This window comes from Chryseobacterium sp. T20, from assembly GCF_047345655.1.
Classification (GTDB): domain Bacteria; phylum Bacteroidota; class Bacteroidia; order Flavobacteriales; family Weeksellaceae; genus Chryseobacterium.
Map to the genome: position 1 here is coordinate 369,405 of NZ_JBLFDU010000001.1, position 15,332 is coordinate 384,736.

Genomic DNA, 15,332 nt, shown 5'->3' on the forward strand with positions numbered 1-15,332 from the left:
TCAAAAAAAGAGACTGTTTCCTATAAACAGTCTCTTTTATTATTTATTTCTTCAGGCACTTTTCAAGGAACTGATCCTGTTCCCATAAAAGGTGGAAGATATTTTCTTTGGCCTGGTATCCGTGGGCTTCTTTTGGAAGAAGAACCATTTTTACCGGAGCACCAAGGTTTTTCAGTGCCTGGAAGTATCTTTCCGTCTGCAATGTAAATGTTCCAGGGTTATTATCTGCATCCCCATGAATCAGAAGAAGCGGCGTCTTCATTTTGTCTGCATGCATAAACGGAGACATTGTGTTGTAGATTTCCGGAACATCCCAATAGTTTCTCTGCTCACTCTGGAACCCGAATGGTGTCAAAGTTCTGTTATAAGCACCACTTCTTGCAATTCCACATGCAAAAAGGTTAGAATGAGTCAGAAGGTTTGCCGTCATAAAAGCCCCGTAAGAATGCCCTCCTACAGCCACTTTCTTCTTGTCGATATATCCTAAATGATCCACTGCATCAATAGCAGCAGCAGCATTGGCTACCAACTGAGGAATAAAGGTATCATTAGGTTCTGTTTTTCCTTCGCCAACAATTGGGAAAGCAGCATTATCTAAGACAGCATATCCTTTGGCTGTCCAATATACAAAAGAACCATACGTTGGAAATGTAAAGTCATTATCATTTTGAGTACTCTGTCCTGCAGTATCCTTATCTTTATATTCTCTGGGATAAGCCCAGATTAATAAAGGTAGTTTTTCTTTCTTTGCCTTTCTATCATAGTTTGCAGGTAAATAAAGGGTTCCGGTCAGGGTAACACCATCATTTCTCTTGTAGGTAATCACTTCTTTATAAACGTCTTTGATACTTTCAAAAGGGTTGGCAAAGTTAGTTACAGCTTCTGCTTTATTAGATTTAATATTCTTTTTAAAATAATTCGGATATTGGCTTGGCGACTGCTGAGTTGTCAGAATTTCTCCTTTTGAAGGATTTAAAATATCCACAATCCCTTCTTTAGCATTTTTAAGATTAGAGGTATAAAGTCTTTTCTTTTTTAATGATTTAATATCCATTTCGTCGATAAATGGATGCTGGCCATCTTTGGTAAATCCATCCCCGATAAGATAGGCTTTTCCACCTTTCATATCGATTACATATCTTCCATATTGGTTTTTCGTTGTGTTAAAATGTCCAGGATCACTGTAAACATCCTGATAATTCCGGTCATCGAAAACTTTAGATTCTCCACTGTTAAGATCCAGCAGGTAAGATTTTGTATTTCTTGTGTCATACCAGCCTTCAGAAACAATAGCATAATGATCATTAGTCCAGACTACATCCTTATATCTCTGCTTGGTTTTGAAGAAAGATTTCGGAGCCACTGTAAACGGAGCTTCCCATGTAAATATCTCGTCTCTGAACTCAGCTGTTTTAGACTGATCTCCTCCATCCAGAGCTTCAGCATAGGTAAGGGTAGCAGGAGCATCACTTCTCCATGCCATTTCTCTTTTTCCGGTTCTTACGGAGGAGAATCCTTTTGGCATGATTTCATTCAAAGGAACGTCATTTACTGCTTTTACAGTATTTCCTTTCATATCATACACCTCCGTTGTTGATGGAAATCTGCTCAGTGGCACAATATATGAGAATGGTTTTTTAATAACTGTAGCCAATAGATAGTTTCCGTCCGGAGAAAAACTTAAGCCGGCATACATATCCTGATCTTTCAGTTTCTTAAGATTTCCTGTAAGATCTACATTATAGATTTCAGAAGCAGTAAGGGTCTCAAAGTTTTTTTCGTCCTGAGGGTTCTTCAAAAGGTCCTGATAAGTCCTGTTCTGGGAAACCTTACCATCTGCTGTTGAAACAATCGGGCCTGTCGGAAGATCTTGGTTTGCATCTATAAGAGCAGCTCTGTTTTGTGGAAGTGTTCTGATCAGGAAACTTTGAGAGTCATTATACCATATATAAGGCATTCCTAAATTGGCATTCAGATTATCTGCTGTAATTTTTTTGGCAGACGCTGTTTCCATATCCACTATCCAAAGTTCTACCCCTTTAGCGGTTGTATTGGTAAAAGCCAGTTTCTTTTCATCCGGTGAAAACGAAACATAGCCAATTTTTGAATTGGAAGGTAAATTTTTAACCTGAATCTCATTTTTATCATTAAGCTTTCTGATCTTCAGATTATTGGAGTAGATCATGCTGCTTGAAATATTGGTAACCGGATTGATTCTAAGTCCGCCAAGCTTCATTTCATTCTGACTTAGGTCTTCCAATGTTTTATATGTAGGGCGATATGTAAAGACTACCCAGTCTTTTTTGCTGTTCATCAGAACACTTGGAGGTCTTTCATAATCTGCGAGTTTTAAAATCTCAGCAGAAGGTTTCTGATAGGTAATATTTTCCTGTGCATCATAAAAATTGAGAAATGCCAGAAGGCAAATAGTCAGTTTTATCTTCATATAAATTCATTTTCTACGAATGTAGTGAATTTTAAAAGAATTTTAACATTAAAAAATAAGACTCCTTTTGGTGTCATATTTATTTTTTTGTTACATTTATCTTACAAATTAAAATAATATGAAAAATTTAAAAAAATTATCAAAAGGAAATTTAAAAATGATTAACGGAGGAAGTGCTCCATTATGTGATGCAGGTTTTATGGCTTGCAGAGTAAGAGATGAAAACGGAGCCCTGATCTGGGAATGCTTACCTAACTGTAATTATTAGTAACAGAAAAGGCACTTCATTTCCTGAAGTGCCTTCTTTATTTTGTATGGTTGTAAAATTACCAGTCTGAAGCTCTTTTTCTTCTTTCAATCATATGATCTACTGAAACTTTTCCAGCTCCTATTACCATCAATAAAAGATAAACTGAAAGATAAATAAGGCTCATTTCTCTTTTTTCAAATGGATCTGCTCCATGAACTACAAAACCTGCAATGATCATTGTAAAGATTAAAAATCCCAGAGCAACTCTTGTAAAAAGCCCTAATATCAGGAGTATTGAACATACAAATTCAGCAAAAACCGTAAGAATCAATGACACCTGCGGTCCCAATCCCATAAAATCAAAAAATTCGATTTTACCACCAGCCAATAGCATCTGAAGCTTTGGAAAACCATGAGAAAGCATGGCAAAACCAACAAACACTCTTACTACCAGTAAAACAATATCTTTAGGTATTGAGCTGAAATTTGAATTATTATAGTTCATGTACTAAAAAATTTATACTAAGGTAGTAAAAAATCTTTTAATACAACGGGATTACAAGCTATTTTAGTCTATCTGTAACCGAAATTTTTAAGATCTCTATCGTTCTTTCTCCAATCTTTTTTCACCTTTACAAAAAGGTTTAAATGAATTTTTTTGGTGAAAAACTTCTCAAGGTCTAATCTGGCTTCAGTTCCAACTTTTTTAATCGCTTCTCCTTTGTGCCCGATAATAATTCCTTTTTGGGTATCTCTTTCTACATAAATAATAGAGTCTATAAAGATAATCCCTTCTTTCTCCTTGAATTGTTCAGTCACAACTTCTACAGAATATGGAATTTCTTTATCATAGTTCAAAAGAATTTTCTCACGAATTGCCTCATTAACGAAAAATCTTTCAGGTTTATCCGTGTACTGATCTTTATCGTAGTAAGGCGGATTCTCAGGAAGCAAAGATTTTATTTTAGGTAAAATAACTTCTGTATTGAAAGCATTCAATGCAGAGATAGGTAAAATCTCAGCCTTTGGAATTCTGGCATGCCAATCTTCTACCAATTTTTCAAGACCTGCCTGATCTGTCTGGTCTACTTTATTTAATAAAAGAAGTACAGGAACAGGGATTTTATTCAATTTATCAATTAAAAATTCTGATGGTTCTGCTTTATCAGTAACATCTACAATAAACAGGAAAACGTCAGCATCCTGCAAAGAGTCCTTTACAAAATCCATCATTTTCTCCTGCAGTCCGTATTTTGGATCCAATACTCCCGGAGTATCAGAAAATACAATCTGAAGATCATCTTCATTATAAATACCAAAAATTCTGTGGCGGGTTGTCTGAGCTTTCTGCGTTACAATCGCCAATTTCTCTCCCATCAATTGGTTAAGCAAGGTCGATTTTCCCGCATTGGGCTTTCCAACTATATTTACAAATCCAGCTTTGTGCATAAAAATAATATTACGAACTGCAAAGTTAGTAAAACAAAATTGGTCTTTACAGTTAATCTTGATTTTTAAAGAAAAAAGAGAGTTATATTGTGAAATACAGGATTGTAAAAGCTCAAACCACCCCGTCAAAAATTCTTTGAATTTTCGCCACCCCTCCAGAGGAGGGGAATTTTGCTCTTTCTTTGGTAATTTTGACGATACACTAAGTTGAATTCGGAATAATTTTATTACAATATTTCTGATAAAAAATATCTGATAATTTTGTATTGCATTACTTAAAACTGATATTTTTGACTATTAGAATTCATCTTTATGAATATAGACCAGATTCTTGATAAGGTTTACCTTCTTCCTGAGACCTCAAAAAACAGTTTAAAAGAGCATATCACCGAAGTTTCCCATCCTAAAGGCTTTTGTCTGATGGAAGCTGATAAAGTGATTCCTTATCTGTATTTTATAAGAAAAGGGATCGCACGTGCTTATTCTTCAACAGCTGACAATGATATTACTTTCTGGTTCGGAAGCGAGGGACAATGCATTCTCTCGATGAAAAGCTATGTGGAGGACAAACCCGGCTATGAAAGCATCGAACTTCTGGAAGACTGTGATCTGTACAGAATGGAAACAGAAAATCTGAGAAAACTGTTCAATGAAGATATCCATATTGCCAACTGGGGACGAAAGCTGGCAGAAGCAGAGATGATAAAATCTGAAGAACTGATTATTTCCAGACAGTTCAAAACTTCTCTGGAACGTTATAAAGATATTATTAATTATCAGCCGGACTTGCTTAAAAGAGTTCAGCTGGGGTATATTGCGTCTTATCTTGGGATTACGCAGGTGAGTTTAAGTAGAATTCGGGCAGAGATTAAATAAATTTCAATATTTAAAGATTTAAGAATTGAAATATTTAAATATTCTTATGTTTTGGCTAAAGCCTGAGGTATGATTTTTTATATAGAACGAGCGGACTAAAGTCCGCCCCTATTGATATTGATACATCTGCTGTTTTTCATCCATCATCCAGCTCCCATCTTCCCTCCTTTAAAAACTATTCTCAATTTCATTTTTTAACAATTGTAAAATTTTTTCTCCTGTCAAATTCTGAAATTTGCAGTAGTAAAATTTTAAAAAATGAATTGGTTAATATTAGTTATCGCAGGATTATTTGAAGTTGCCTTCGCATCATGTCTGGGAAAGGCAAAAGAAACATCAGGAACTGAAATGTACCTGTGGTATGCGGGTTTCCTGGTAACAATGACAATCAGTATGCTTTTACTGATCAAAGCTACTCAAACCTTGCCTATCGGTACTGCTTATGCGGTATGGACGGGAATCGGAGCAGTAGGAACTGCCTTAATGGGAATTATATTCTTTAAAGATCCTGTAAGTTTCTGGAGAGTATTTTTTATTGTAACCCTTATCGGTTCTGTGGTAGGATTAAAGGCTGTATCTTCCTCACATTAAAAAGCGCATAAACTTCTATCTATATTTAAAAATGGGAACCGTCTTCGTATTGAAGGCGGTTTTTTTTATCATTTTCAGGTTTTGATTTCTTTGACAAGAAAAAGAAATTCTTTTATATCTTTATCGGAAACTTTTAACCTATGAAAAAAATTCTATTCCTTTTAGCAGGTGGTTTACTGACTGCCCAGCAAACCTCCGAATTACTTTCCAATAACTGGTATATTTCCAAAATGGTAACAAGCAGTGGGCAAACCACCAACACCCCTTTAATAGATAACGGAGTTCCTGCCACGACCTTCAACTCAGCGGGAGGAACAAGCTATGTTATGAATTCCAGATATTACAATACTTCTATGATGGGTTTCGGGGTTATGCCCGGAAGCAACAATCTTATCAAAACATCAAGCGCATGTACTCTTTTGTTTTATAACGGAGGAAATGCAGCGCCTGTTCGTGCTTATGATCAGAAAAACTGTGACATTTATGGATTAGGAGCTTATGCATCCATATACAGTTACCAGATTACAACCAACGGAATTGTAAAGACTTTGGTGATTACAGATCCTTCGGGAAATAAGGTCTACTATAACAATACTGACCAATTGAGCACTAAAGAAACTGCCGCAGTAACGAAAACCTTTAAAGCATATCCCAATCCTGTAAAAGAGGTTTTGCATCTTGAAAATATTAAGACAAACCTTCTCCTTAAGATCTATGATTTGTCAGGAAAACTGGTATTTGAAACAACAACCAACAGCAACAAAACATCAATTGATACAAGCGGTTTACAGAAAGGGCAATATATTGTAACGATAGAAAATTATAGGTCCTATCCTTTTGTCAAAGAATAAAAACAGAACATTTCATGTATATAAAAAAACCGTTTCAGCAAGTGAAACGGTTTTTATTTTATTTTTTATAAACTACAGGTAAGATTTCATTATGTCTTAACCCGAATTTTTTTATTTCTTCTTCGGAGAATTTCTGTGAATAGAAATTCTGTTCTACTTCGAAGCCTGCCTTTCTTAAACGGTCAAAATAATCCATTCCGTACCAACGAACATGATCGTACTGTCCGAAATGTTTCTGACGTTCTTTTGGGTCTTTAATCGTGAAGTCTTCGTAGGTTTTCTCCAATGAATTTTTCATCGGAACCTGAAGAATTCCCCATCCGCCAGGTTTCATTACCCTGTACAGCTCACTCATTGCTTTGGCATCGTCTTCAATATGTTCCAGAACGTGGTTACAGAAAACGATATCAAAACTGTCATTTTCAAAAGGTAAATCCAGAATATCAGCCTTAACATCTACAATGGGAGAATACAGGTCTGCTGAAATATAATTCAGATTACTCATTCTCTTGAATTTTCTTAAAAATTCCTGTTCGGGAGCAATATGGAGGACTTTATAATTCTTAATGAAAAAATCGGTTTCATTCTGAAGATACAGCCACATCTGGCGATGTCTTTCCAAACTTAACGTTCCTGGAGAAAGAGCATTTTCTCTTTGTTTTCCATATCCATATGGAAGGAATTTTCTATAAGATCTTCCATCAATAGGATCAAAGAACTGATCTCCTTTGAAAAACTGATAAATAAGCGGTCTTGCCCAAATGCTCATTTTAATAAGCATAGGACGTGGAATTTTATTCAGTAAAAGCTTAGTTACCTTTTTCATTAAAAATCCAGTTGGAACTGCTTTTCTTCATCACTTACAATCCCTAAAGCTTCGTATACATAATCAAATGTAGAAAGCAATACCGGCTTACCATTGATCACAGCTACATCATGCTCGAAGTGAGCAGATGGCATATTATCTAAAGTAGTTACTGTCCAACCGTCATTATGGAACTTCACTTTTTCAGTTCCCATGTTAACCATCGGCTCGATTGCAATTGCCAAACCGTCTTTAATTACTTTTCCGCTTCCTTGTCTTCCATAGTTAGGAACTTGTGGATCTTCATGCATTTTTCTACCCAATCCGTGTCCTACAAGCTCTCTTACTACTCCATACCCTTCTTTTTCACAATGTGTCTGGATGGCATGGGAGATATCTCCAATTCTTTTTCCTCGGACAACCTGCTCAATTCCTTTGTATAAAGATTCCTTGGTAACCTGCAGTAATTTTTTAACCTCAGGCTTCACTTCCCCGATTTCAAAAGTATAGGCATGATCTCCTACGAAACCGTTCAAAATAACTCCACAGTCTACAGAAAGAACATCTCCTTCTTTTACTACATCATTGTTTGGGAAACCATGAACTACCTGTTCATTCGGAGAAATACAAAGAGAGTTTGGAAATCCTCCATATCCTAAGAATGCAGGTTCAGCACCATGATCTTTAATAAAATCATGAGCCAGTTTATCTAAATATAAGGTAGTAATCCCCGGTTTAATTTCTTTTGCCAACATTCCCAATGTTTTAGAAACCAGTCGGGCACTCTCCTTCATCAGACGCAATTCGTCTATCGTTTTTAATTGAATCATTGTTGTATAGATGTTAGATATTAGATGTTAGAAGCTAGATTACAGCGTTATGTGTATTTCTATATTATAACAATCTATAAACTCTTTTTGATAAAAAACAGAAGCTTTGATTGGCCGTTAAAAACTAACGTCTAATATCTAGCTTCTAATTTCTATTTTACCAAAAAAGTCCTTTTTTCTTTTCTTTTTTAAGTTTTGAATAGGCAAGAACTTCTTTTCCTTCAACACGGAATTCTATTCTTTCCTGAATAATATTGTAGATCTCACCCCATCCCGGAAATCCTCCTAAGTTTCTGTCATCAATAAACCAATCTGCATCTAATTTCCTGGACTGATTTTCAGGGTCAAAAACTTCTCCTTCAAAGCTTGAGTTCACAGAATAAAATTCTATTCCGTTTTTTTTACAGAATTCTACCGCTTCATCTAATGTTTTTCCGTGTCTGTATGTCCAAAGTATAAGTCTGAATCCTTCAGACTGAAGTCTTTTCAAAGTTTCGAATGCAAAAGTTTTCGGTTTTCCAATTGCCGGGTAAGCGTCGTCAACAATAGTCCCGTCAAAGTCAACAGCAATCTTTTTATTATTTAACATTTTGTTCTTTTTTTAGCTTTGCAAAGATAAGAAATAAAAAGAGTGCCAAAAAGAAAGGCACTCAATACTTTTATATTTTAAATAATAATATAGATCTTATTAGCTTTTTACCCAGCTAAACTGGAACTGAAGATCCGGAGTAGAAACTCTGTCTGTGATCTTCTGTAGCCTTGCAGGAAGCTTCATCAGGTATTCCTGAGCTTTTTCTGCTTTTTCTGTAAGTCCTTTTACATGCTCAATTTTCCATTCATCTAAAAGGTCTTTCATAATATTGATATAATCCTGACCTGTGTAAACCATGCATCTTTGTGCAGCATCTGAGAAATGTCCCCAAAGTTCACCAGCTTTCTGTCCTGACTGTCTCATTAAGTGAGCAGGCATTACAATTTTCTTACGCATCATATCTTCGAATGCAAGAATCATTTCTGAAGGGTCCACTTCAAGAATTTTTGCTACGAAATGTTTGTATGCTTTAGCGTGTCTTGCTTCATCTGCAGCAATAACCCCACACATTTTTGCTAATTTTCCGTTTCCGGATTGTTTTGCCAATGTTCCTACTCTTCTGTGAGAGATATTGGTAGCGGTTTCCTGGAAGCTTGTATAAATGAAGTTTCTGTATGGGTCCATACTTGTTCCCAAATCGAATCCGTCATTGATAAGGTATTGAGTTGTGATTTCCACTTCTCTCATGTTTACTCTTCCGCACAGATAAAGATATTTGTTTAATAAATCTCCGTGTCTGTTTTCCTCGGCAGTCCATGCTCTTACCCAGTTGGCCCAGCCTACTTTTTCTTCCTGATTGATTCCGTCAACTCCCATCAACCAAGACTCATAGGAAGGAAGTGCTTCTTCTGTGATACAGTCACCGATCAATGTTACAAAAAGATCATAAGGCATTTCGCGGGCAAAAGTCTGAATTTCTTCTAAGTCATGTTTAAACTCATCGCTTGAAGGATCTGGTAAATAATCGGAAGGCTGCCAGATTTTTTCAATTGGCGTTAAAAATTTATCAAGAAAAGAACCTACTTCCTTTTCCAATAATCCCATTACTTCTTTCCTAACAAGCTTTTGATACATTTTACTATTCAGTTTTAATTTACAAAGATAAGATTTATTTATTATTTAACGCATAATAAAGTATGCAAGTCATACCTTATCTGACATAAATCATAAAAAAAATGCCGCTGCAAAAGCATAACGGCATTTTTTTAACAATATTATTGAATATTAATTAACCAAAACTTCTCCAGTCATTGCATCTGGTATTTCAACGCCCATTACTTTAAGAATGGTAGGCGCTACATCCCCCAGTTTTCCTGGTTTTAAATTCCACGTGTGGTCTTTATCCATAACGATAAAAGGAACAAGATTGGTAGAATGTTGAGTATTAGGAGTTCCGTCTGCATTGATCATAACATCGGAATTCCCGTGATCAGCAAGAATGAAAACAGCATATCCGTTTTCATAGGCAGCTGTAGCTACTTTTTCAATGCACTGATCTACCACCTCAGCGGCTTTTACAGCAGCCTCAAAAACACCTGTATGCCCAACCATATCTGTATTGGCGAAATTCAAACACACAAAATCAGCAGTTCCCTGCTCCAGTTCCGGCACGATAGCATTGGTGATATCATAGGCTGACATTTCAGGCTTCAGGTCGTAAGTAGGAACGTCTTTCGGACTTGGGCAAAGAAGTCTTTTCTCTCCTGCAAATTCCTCCTCTCTTCCTCCTGAGAAGAAAAAAGTAACGTGCGGATACTTCTCTGTTTCAGCTATTCTGATCTGGGTTTTTCCATTTTTTTCAAGAATTTCACCCATTGTTTCCGTCAGTACGTTTTCATCAAAAACTACCTGTACATTCTGGAAGGTTTTATCATAGTTCGTTAATGTGATATAATAAAGGTTAAGCTTTTTCATATCATATTCCGGGAAATCTTTCTGAGAAAGAACTTCTGTAATCTCTCTACCTCTGTCTGTACGGAAGTTGAAGCAGATTACTACGTCATTATCGATGATTTTTGCCACCGGCACTACATTTCCTGTAGCCGTAGTATTCATGAGAATAATTGGTTTCAGGAATTCATCAGTAACGTTGTTATCATAAGAAGCTTTGATAGAAGCCAATGCGTCTGTTGATGGCTCTCCTACTCCTTCTACTAAGGCATCATAAGCCAATTTTACACGCTCCCATCTTTTGTCTCTGTCCATCGCATAGTATCTTCCTACCACTGTTGCCAGTTTTCCTGTAGTAGCCTCCATATGCTTCTGAAGCTCATCAATAAATCCTAACCCTGAATGCGGATCACAGTCTCTACCGTCGGTAAATGCATGAACAAAAACGTTCTCATTCAATCCGGACTCTTTTGCAGCAGTCAGTAATCCTTTTAAGTGATTGATATGGGAGTGCACACCTCCATTGGAAACCAACCCTATGAAGTGTACTTTTTTATTTTCTCTTTTAGCATATTCAAAAGCATCCTGGATCACTTTTTCCTGCCCCAGTGTTCCGTTTTCAACGGCCATGTTCAGTTTTACCAGGTTCTGGTAAACTACTCTTCCGGCTCCCAGGTTCATGTGTCCTACTTCAGAATTTCCCATCTGCCCAGCTGGTAAACCTACAGCCAATCCACTTGCTTCAAGCGTTGTATGTGGAAATTTTTGGTAACAGCTGTCTATGAATGGTGTGTTTGCTTTATCTATTGCAGAAACGTTAGGGTTTGTTCCCAATCCCCATCCGTCAAGAATTGCCAGTATTGCTTTTTTCGACATTTTGTAAAACTTTTGTTAGACAAATTTACCTAATTTCCTATGAATAGAAGAATTTAAAGGCTCGAATTTTATGGATTGCTGATGATCAATTGATTGCCTTAAAAATTAACCGTGTCAAGGTTTAAAACCTTGACACGGTTAGAAAAATTGAAATTTCGTTGATTATTACTCTTCATTAATCCGTAAATCTTTTTAATTTTGCGGTATGGATTTACGAGATCAATTGAAGAATCTTTTTCCTGATCATGAAGAGCAGGATTTTGAGATGCCTGAAGAGCAATTCAAGCAGAAAGAGCCTTTGGTATGCAAATTTGAGAAAAAAGGGAGAAACGGTAAGCCTGTAACGATTGTTGAAGGCTGGGAAGGCAGCGAAGAAGACCTGAAAAAAATCTCAAAGAAAATAAAAACCACCCTGGGTATAGGCGGCTCTGAGAAGGATGGAACGATTATCATTCAAGGTGATAACCGTGATAAAATCATGAATATCCTTAAAGAAATGGGATATAAAACCAAACGTGTTGGCGGATAGTTCTAGAAATAGATCTGGGTCTCCGGCAGTAAGGTTTTTAAGTTTTCAATTATAGATTTTTCTATAGGATTTCCTGTAAGAATCAATGTTTTCAGATTTTTAAGCTGTTTGATTTCTACAGGAATATCTTTCAGATTATTGTTGGCCAGATTCATGCTGACGATATTTTTCAACCCTTTTACTTTGGGTGATAACACTGTGATATTATTTCCGCTTACATTCAAAAATTCCAGATTCTTTGATTTGAAAAGATTTTCCGGAAGTTTCGTAATAGCATTCTGCTGCAGTTCAAGATATTTTAAATTTTCAGGAAAGGATAAATTCCCAAGATCATTGATCTGATTGTCTGAAAGGTTCAGGAATTTCAGGTTTTTGATCTGATTAAGTCTATCTGCAATAAAGCTGATCTGGTTTCCCTGGAGGTTTATTTCTTCCAGAGCCGGAATTTCCATTAAGGCTTCGGGAAAAGTGTTCAGATTATTGGCATCAAAATGTACAACTTTTAGGTTCTGAAGTTTTGCAAGATTAGGATTAATGCTTGTCAGGCTGTTCAGATTCATTGAAAAAGTAGTCAGTTTCTTCAGATTGCTTACCTCATCCGGAATATATTTAATGCTGTTTTCATTCACATTTAATATTTCCAGTTCTTTTAAGGCAAAGAGTTCCTGATCCATTTTCTCAAGCTTATTGGCCATAATATTCAAAAAGAATAATGAATTCAGTCTTACGATCTGAGGAGGAAGATTAAAAAGTCCTTTCTCTCTGAAACTCATACTGTAAACTGTTTTTTCACTCTTTAGAGCCTCTTCGATATTGGTAAAAGTAGGATACTTCACCGAATCAATCTGTGCTTTGATCTGAGAAAGTGAGATGATGGAAATCAATAAGAAAAGCTTTTTCATAAAAATAAAAGGTCTGCCAGCAACCAAAGCTGCCGACAGACAAGAATTATAAATAATTTATTTCTTTACAAGTTTAACTGTTTTCTGGAATCCTCCTTCAGCTTCAATATTTAAAACTAAAACTCGTGATCCTTCCAACTGCTGTGTGAAATCAAGGTCCAATACTTTATTCGTTCCGTTGAATTTCTTAGTGTAAACGATTTTCCCGTCCATGCTGTAAGCTGTTACAGAAATATCTTTCAATCCTTTTACAGAATTGATTTTCACCATTCCTGAAGTTGGGTTAGGTGCTACCGTTACTGTATTTTCTGCAGTTTTGGTATCAATAGTTCCTAAAGTACCTTCAGTCCCAAGGTTATTTTTAAGTGCAATGACAATCGTTGCTGATTTTCCTCTGTAATCAATTGTGTTCCCTGTTGCATCTACGTCTGTTGAGATTGTTGAATCTGGGTGCTGAATAGAGAAGAAACCGAATTTATGATCTGGCGTGAAAGTAAGACCTGTAGGTTCTGAACCAGCCGGCATAGAAGCAAATAATCTTACTTTAGGGTTGGCCTGTGTATGATCCGGAGCAATTACCCAGATATAGTTTTTACCTCCATCCTGAAGCACCCAAAGGTTTCCAAGTTCATCAAAAGTAAGGTTGTCATTTCCATCTCCCCAAGCTTCAGATTTCATTCCCTGAGCTGTATTGAAAGAATATACAGAAGAACCACCTCCTACAAATGTTTCTACCTGAGAAGCCGTAGTTCCGTTATCCTGTAAACGGTATACTCTGTCTAATCCTTTTGCCGTAAAATAGATTTTACCATCCAGCGGACTGATATCCACATCTTCTACTCCGTTGAATTTCGTTCCACCTAATGACAGCGCATTGGTATTGGTATTATTCTGGTCAACTTTAGTTTTGTTCGGAACCTGAATCCATGTTGCTGTAGTTCCTGCCGGATCTCCTGCAGCAGTTAATCCCTGATCCAGTTTCAACACATAAAGGTTTCCTGAAGAAAGATCATTTGGAGTATCCATTACATATTTGTATACCATGTGAGTTCCGCCGTCTTCCCCGTAGTAAGCTATAGTTCCTGCATTATTGATCACTACGTTTTCATGGTTCATGATTCCCATCTGCCAAAGTTTTCCTTTGGAACCGTCAGTATTCTTAGAAATTACCTGTGCTGTTGCAGGATCAATTTCTACTAACCAACCGTAATCTTTGTACCCATCATTGTTCACATCATTGGACGTAACAGATTCTTCTGCTGTTACTACAGTTCCCCAAGGCGTAATTCCTCCTGAACAGTTTCTGATTGTTTGAACCAAACTTGGATCTGAAAAACTTACGGCTCTTGATTTTGTCAGCTGCCAAAGCTTTGAAGTAGCGTTATAGTTGATCTCTGCCATGGTAACTCCTCCTGGATTCGTCTCATGGTTTACAGAAAGATATCCGTTTGTACTGCTTCCTGTTTTTGGAACATAAGCGGTAAAGTCATTCTGACCTCCTACCAATCCTCCGCCTTCAGTATAGCTGTCCCCTTCTTTTAAAATAAGCTGGTATTTGTGTTCAGCCGGGATCATTAATTTATTGGTCTGTGCTGTAGGAACAATGGAAGTAAAACAGCTGATATGAGTTCCGTTACAAGCTACAGGGATAGTTGTATTGGTGGTTGTTTTCAGATAAGCATCAATTCTTAAATCTGAACTGGTTGTACTTCTGTTGTGTAATTCAATAGAAAATCTGTTAACACCATTTACAAACTTGGATTTTGGAATGGAGAAAATGTTATAAACACTCTCTGCTGCCCCGTCAATAGTAGTACTGGAGAAAGTATTGAATGTAACAGCACCTGCAGGCATATTGTCTCTTACAACTTCTTCTCCGTTAAGGTATACAATAATACCATCGTCTCTCATCACCCCAAGTTCCATTGTATCGGAAAGCGTTGAAAGATCTACTGTAAAATCTTTAGCAAAATAAGCGGTTGTAAGCCCTGAATTGATGGTAGTAGTTACAGGATCTCCGTATCCTAACGGACCATTTCCTACTGCCCATGTTGAAATGTCATACGTCTGAGCATTCCATCCGGCTGGCTGTGCCTGGTTGTTATCTTTGTAGCTCCATGACGCATTCTTATTGAATATCAGAGTCTGCGCCTGAAGACCAGAACTGGCCAGTATAGCCAAAGCTCCCACTGTTAGTAGTTTTTTCTTCATTTTTTATTTGATTTATTAGACCTTGCAAAACTATTTTTTTAGAGCTTTTTCTCTGTTAATAGGATTTTAAATCTAAATCACCCAATATTAACTTATCAAAAACCTAATGTTAAGGGGATTAATTTTTTGTTAAATGATGCAGGGATCGAGGGTTGGAGAGTTTGAGAGTTTGAGTGTGGGAGTGTTGAAGTTGCAGAGTACAAGGTGCGAGGTGCGGGATTCGAGATTCGGGAT

The 15,332-nt window shown here is 36.7% G+C and carries 15 protein-coding genes; 5 read left to right on the forward strand and 10 right to left on the reverse strand.

The genetic code is table 11. The features are described from left to right. Positions 1–43 precede the first annotated feature (43 nt). Positions 44–2,446 (reverse strand): prolyl oligopeptidase family serine peptidase, encoded by a 2,403-nt coding sequence (locus tag ACMA47_RS01665; protein WP_413928405.1) that lies wholly within the window; start codon positions 2,444–2,446, stop codon positions 44–46. Positions 2,447–2,564: 118 nt separating this feature from the next. Between ACMA47_RS01665 and ACMA47_RS01670 the strand changes: the two genes are divergently transcribed. Then, on the forward strand, positions 2,565–2,714 hold the full coding sequence (locus ACMA47_RS01670) for a bacteriocin-like protein (protein ID WP_156106471.1): 150 nt from the start codon (positions 2,565–2,567) through the stop codon (positions 2,712–2,714). A 58-nt stretch (positions 2,715–2,772) separates the two neighbouring features. Here ACMA47_RS01670 and ACMA47_RS01675 read toward each other — a convergent pair whose 3' ends face one another. Continuing rightward, positions 2,773–3,201 (reverse strand): DoxX family protein, encoded by a 429-nt coding sequence (locus ACMA47_RS01675; protein ID WP_413928406.1) that lies wholly within the window; start codon positions 3,199–3,201, stop codon positions 2,773–2,775. Positions 3,202–3,269: 68 nt separating this feature from the next. After that, complete coding sequence (gene era / locus ACMA47_RS01680) at positions 3,270–4,145, reverse strand: GTPase Era (RefSeq protein WP_062670247.1); 876 nt, start codon at positions 4,143–4,145, stop codon at positions 3,270–3,272. A 312-nt stretch (positions 4,146–4,457) separates the two neighbouring features. Here era and ACMA47_RS01685 point away from each other — a divergent pair, with 312 nt between their 5' ends. The 3 genes from ACMA47_RS01685 (at position 4,458) to ACMA47_RS01695 (ending at position 6,463) form a co-directional block, all read left to right on the forward strand. Continuing rightward, a complete protein-coding gene (locus tag ACMA47_RS01685; RefSeq protein WP_079241435.1) occupies positions 4,458–5,021 on the forward strand; it encodes a Crp/Fnr family transcriptional regulator in 564 nt (187 codons plus the stop codon). Positions 5,022–5,279: 258 nt separating this feature from the next. Then, the gene (locus ACMA47_RS01690) at positions 5,280–5,612 is read left to right on the forward strand and encodes a DMT family transporter (RefSeq protein WP_034696733.1); all 333 of its coding nucleotides are present in this window, start codon (positions 5,280–5,282) and stop codon (positions 5,610–5,612) included. Positions 5,613–5,752: 140 nt separating this feature from the next. Beyond that, a complete protein-coding gene (locus ACMA47_RS01695; protein WP_413928407.1) occupies positions 5,753–6,463 on the forward strand; it encodes a T9SS type A sorting domain-containing protein in 711 nt (236 codons plus the stop codon). 58 nt (positions 6,464–6,521) lie between these two features. Here the strand turns inward: ACMA47_RS01695 and ACMA47_RS01700 are convergent, their stop codons facing one another. From ACMA47_RS01700 to gpmI, 5 genes are all read right to left on the reverse strand, one after another. After that, the gene (locus ACMA47_RS01700) at positions 6,522–7,289 is read right to left on the reverse strand and encodes a class I SAM-dependent methyltransferase (protein WP_413928408.1); all 768 of its coding nucleotides are present in this window, start codon (positions 7,287–7,289) and stop codon (positions 6,522–6,524) included. Further along, positions 7,289–8,098 (reverse strand): type I methionyl aminopeptidase, encoded by an 810-nt coding sequence (gene map, locus ACMA47_RS01705; protein ID WP_129036563.1) that lies wholly within the window; start codon positions 8,096–8,098, stop codon positions 7,289–7,291. The genes ACMA47_RS01700 and map overlap by 1 nt, the downstream gene beginning before the upstream one ends. A 157-nt stretch (positions 8,099–8,255) precedes the next feature. Next, complete coding sequence (locus ACMA47_RS01710) at positions 8,256–8,687, reverse strand: BT0820 family HAD-type phosphatase (RefSeq protein WP_034696738.1); 432 nt, start codon at positions 8,685–8,687, stop codon at positions 8,256–8,258. A gap of 99 nt (positions 8,688–8,786) precedes the next feature. Then, positions 8,787–9,764, reverse strand: coding sequence for an acyl-ACP desaturase (locus ACMA47_RS01715; protein WP_034696739.1), 978 nt, complete (start codon positions 9,762–9,764; stop codon positions 8,787–8,789). 150 nt (positions 9,765–9,914) lie between these two features. Then, positions 9,915–11,456 carry a 2,3-bisphosphoglycerate-independent phosphoglycerate mutase gene (gene gpmI, locus ACMA47_RS01720; protein WP_413928409.1) on the reverse strand — a complete coding sequence of 514 codons (1,542 nt, stop codon included), beginning with the start codon at positions 11,454–11,456 and terminating at the stop codon, positions 9,915–9,917. A 205-nt stretch (positions 11,457–11,661) separates the two neighbouring features. On the opposite strand from gpmI, the gene ACMA47_RS01725 reads away from it, so the two are divergent. Continuing rightward, on the forward strand, positions 11,662–11,985 hold the full coding sequence (locus tag ACMA47_RS01725) for a translation initiation factor (protein WP_034696743.1): 324 nt from the start codon (positions 11,662–11,664) through the stop codon (positions 11,983–11,985). A 2-nt stretch (positions 11,986–11,987) separates the two neighbouring features. Here ACMA47_RS01725 and ACMA47_RS01730 read toward each other — a convergent pair whose 3' ends face one another. Next, a complete protein-coding gene (locus ACMA47_RS01730; protein ID WP_413928410.1) occupies positions 11,988–12,887 on the reverse strand; it encodes a leucine-rich repeat domain-containing protein in 900 nt (299 codons plus the stop codon). 57 nt (positions 12,888–12,944) lie between these two features. After that, positions 12,945–15,098: an alkaline phosphatase PhoX gene (locus ACMA47_RS01735; RefSeq protein ID WP_413928411.1), complete on the reverse strand. Its 2,154-nt coding sequence runs from the start codon at positions 15,096–15,098 to the stop codon at positions 12,945–12,947. Positions 15,099–15,332: the final 234 nt, after the last annotated feature.

Excerpts from the sequence above, each read along its gene's own strand:
- ACMA47_RS01725 (WP_034696743.1), top strand. The coding sequence starts at position 11,662 with ATGGATTTACGAGATCAATTGAAGAATCTTTTTCCTGATCATGAAGAG.
- ACMA47_RS01665 (WP_413928405.1), bottom strand. The coding sequence starts at position 2,446 with ATGAAGATAAAACTGACTATTTGCCTTCTGGCATTTCTCAATTTTTAT.
- map (WP_129036563.1), bottom strand. The coding sequence starts at position 8,098 with ATGATTCAATTAAAAACGATAGACGAATTGCGTCTGATGAAGGAGAGT.
- ACMA47_RS01730 (WP_413928410.1), bottom strand. The coding sequence starts at position 12,887 with ATGAAAAAGCTTTTCTTATTGATTTCCATCATCTCACTTTCTCAGATC.
- ACMA47_RS01670 (WP_156106471.1), top strand. The coding sequence starts at position 2,565 with ATGAAAAATTTAAAAAAATTATCAAAAGGAAATTTAAAAATGATTAAC.
- ACMA47_RS01715 (WP_034696739.1), bottom strand. The coding sequence starts at position 9,764 with ATGTATCAAAAGCTTGTTAGGAAAGAAGTAATGGGATTATTGGAAAAG.
- ACMA47_RS01700 (WP_413928408.1), bottom strand. The coding sequence starts at position 7,289 with ATGAAAAAGGTAACTAAGCTTTTACTGAATAAAATTCCACGTCCTATG.
- gpmI (WP_413928409.1), bottom strand. The coding sequence starts at position 11,456 with ATGTCGAAAAAAGCAATACTGGCAATTCTTGACGGATGGGGATTGGGA.
- ACMA47_RS01695 (WP_413928407.1), top strand. The coding sequence starts at position 5,753 with ATGAAAAAAATTCTATTCCTTTTAGCAGGTGGTTTACTGACTGCCCAG.
- ACMA47_RS01710 (WP_034696738.1), bottom strand. The coding sequence starts at position 8,687 with ATGTTAAATAATAAAAAGATTGCTGTTGACTTTGACGGGACTATTGTT.
- ACMA47_RS01690 (WP_034696733.1), top strand. The coding sequence starts at position 5,280 with ATGAATTGGTTAATATTAGTTATCGCAGGATTATTTGAAGTTGCCTTC.
- ACMA47_RS01685 (WP_079241435.1), top strand. The coding sequence starts at position 4,458 with ATGAATATAGACCAGATTCTTGATAAGGTTTACCTTCTTCCTGAGACC.
- ACMA47_RS01675 (WP_413928406.1), bottom strand. The coding sequence starts at position 3,201 with ATGAACTATAATAATTCAAATTTCAGCTCAATACCTAAAGATATTGTT.
- ACMA47_RS01735 (WP_413928411.1), bottom strand. The coding sequence starts at position 15,098 with ATGAAGAAAAAACTACTAACAGTGGGAGCTTTGGCTATACTGGCCAGT.
- era (WP_062670247.1), bottom strand. The coding sequence starts at position 4,145 with ATGCACAAAGCTGGATTTGTAAATATAGTTGGAAAGCCCAATGCGGGA.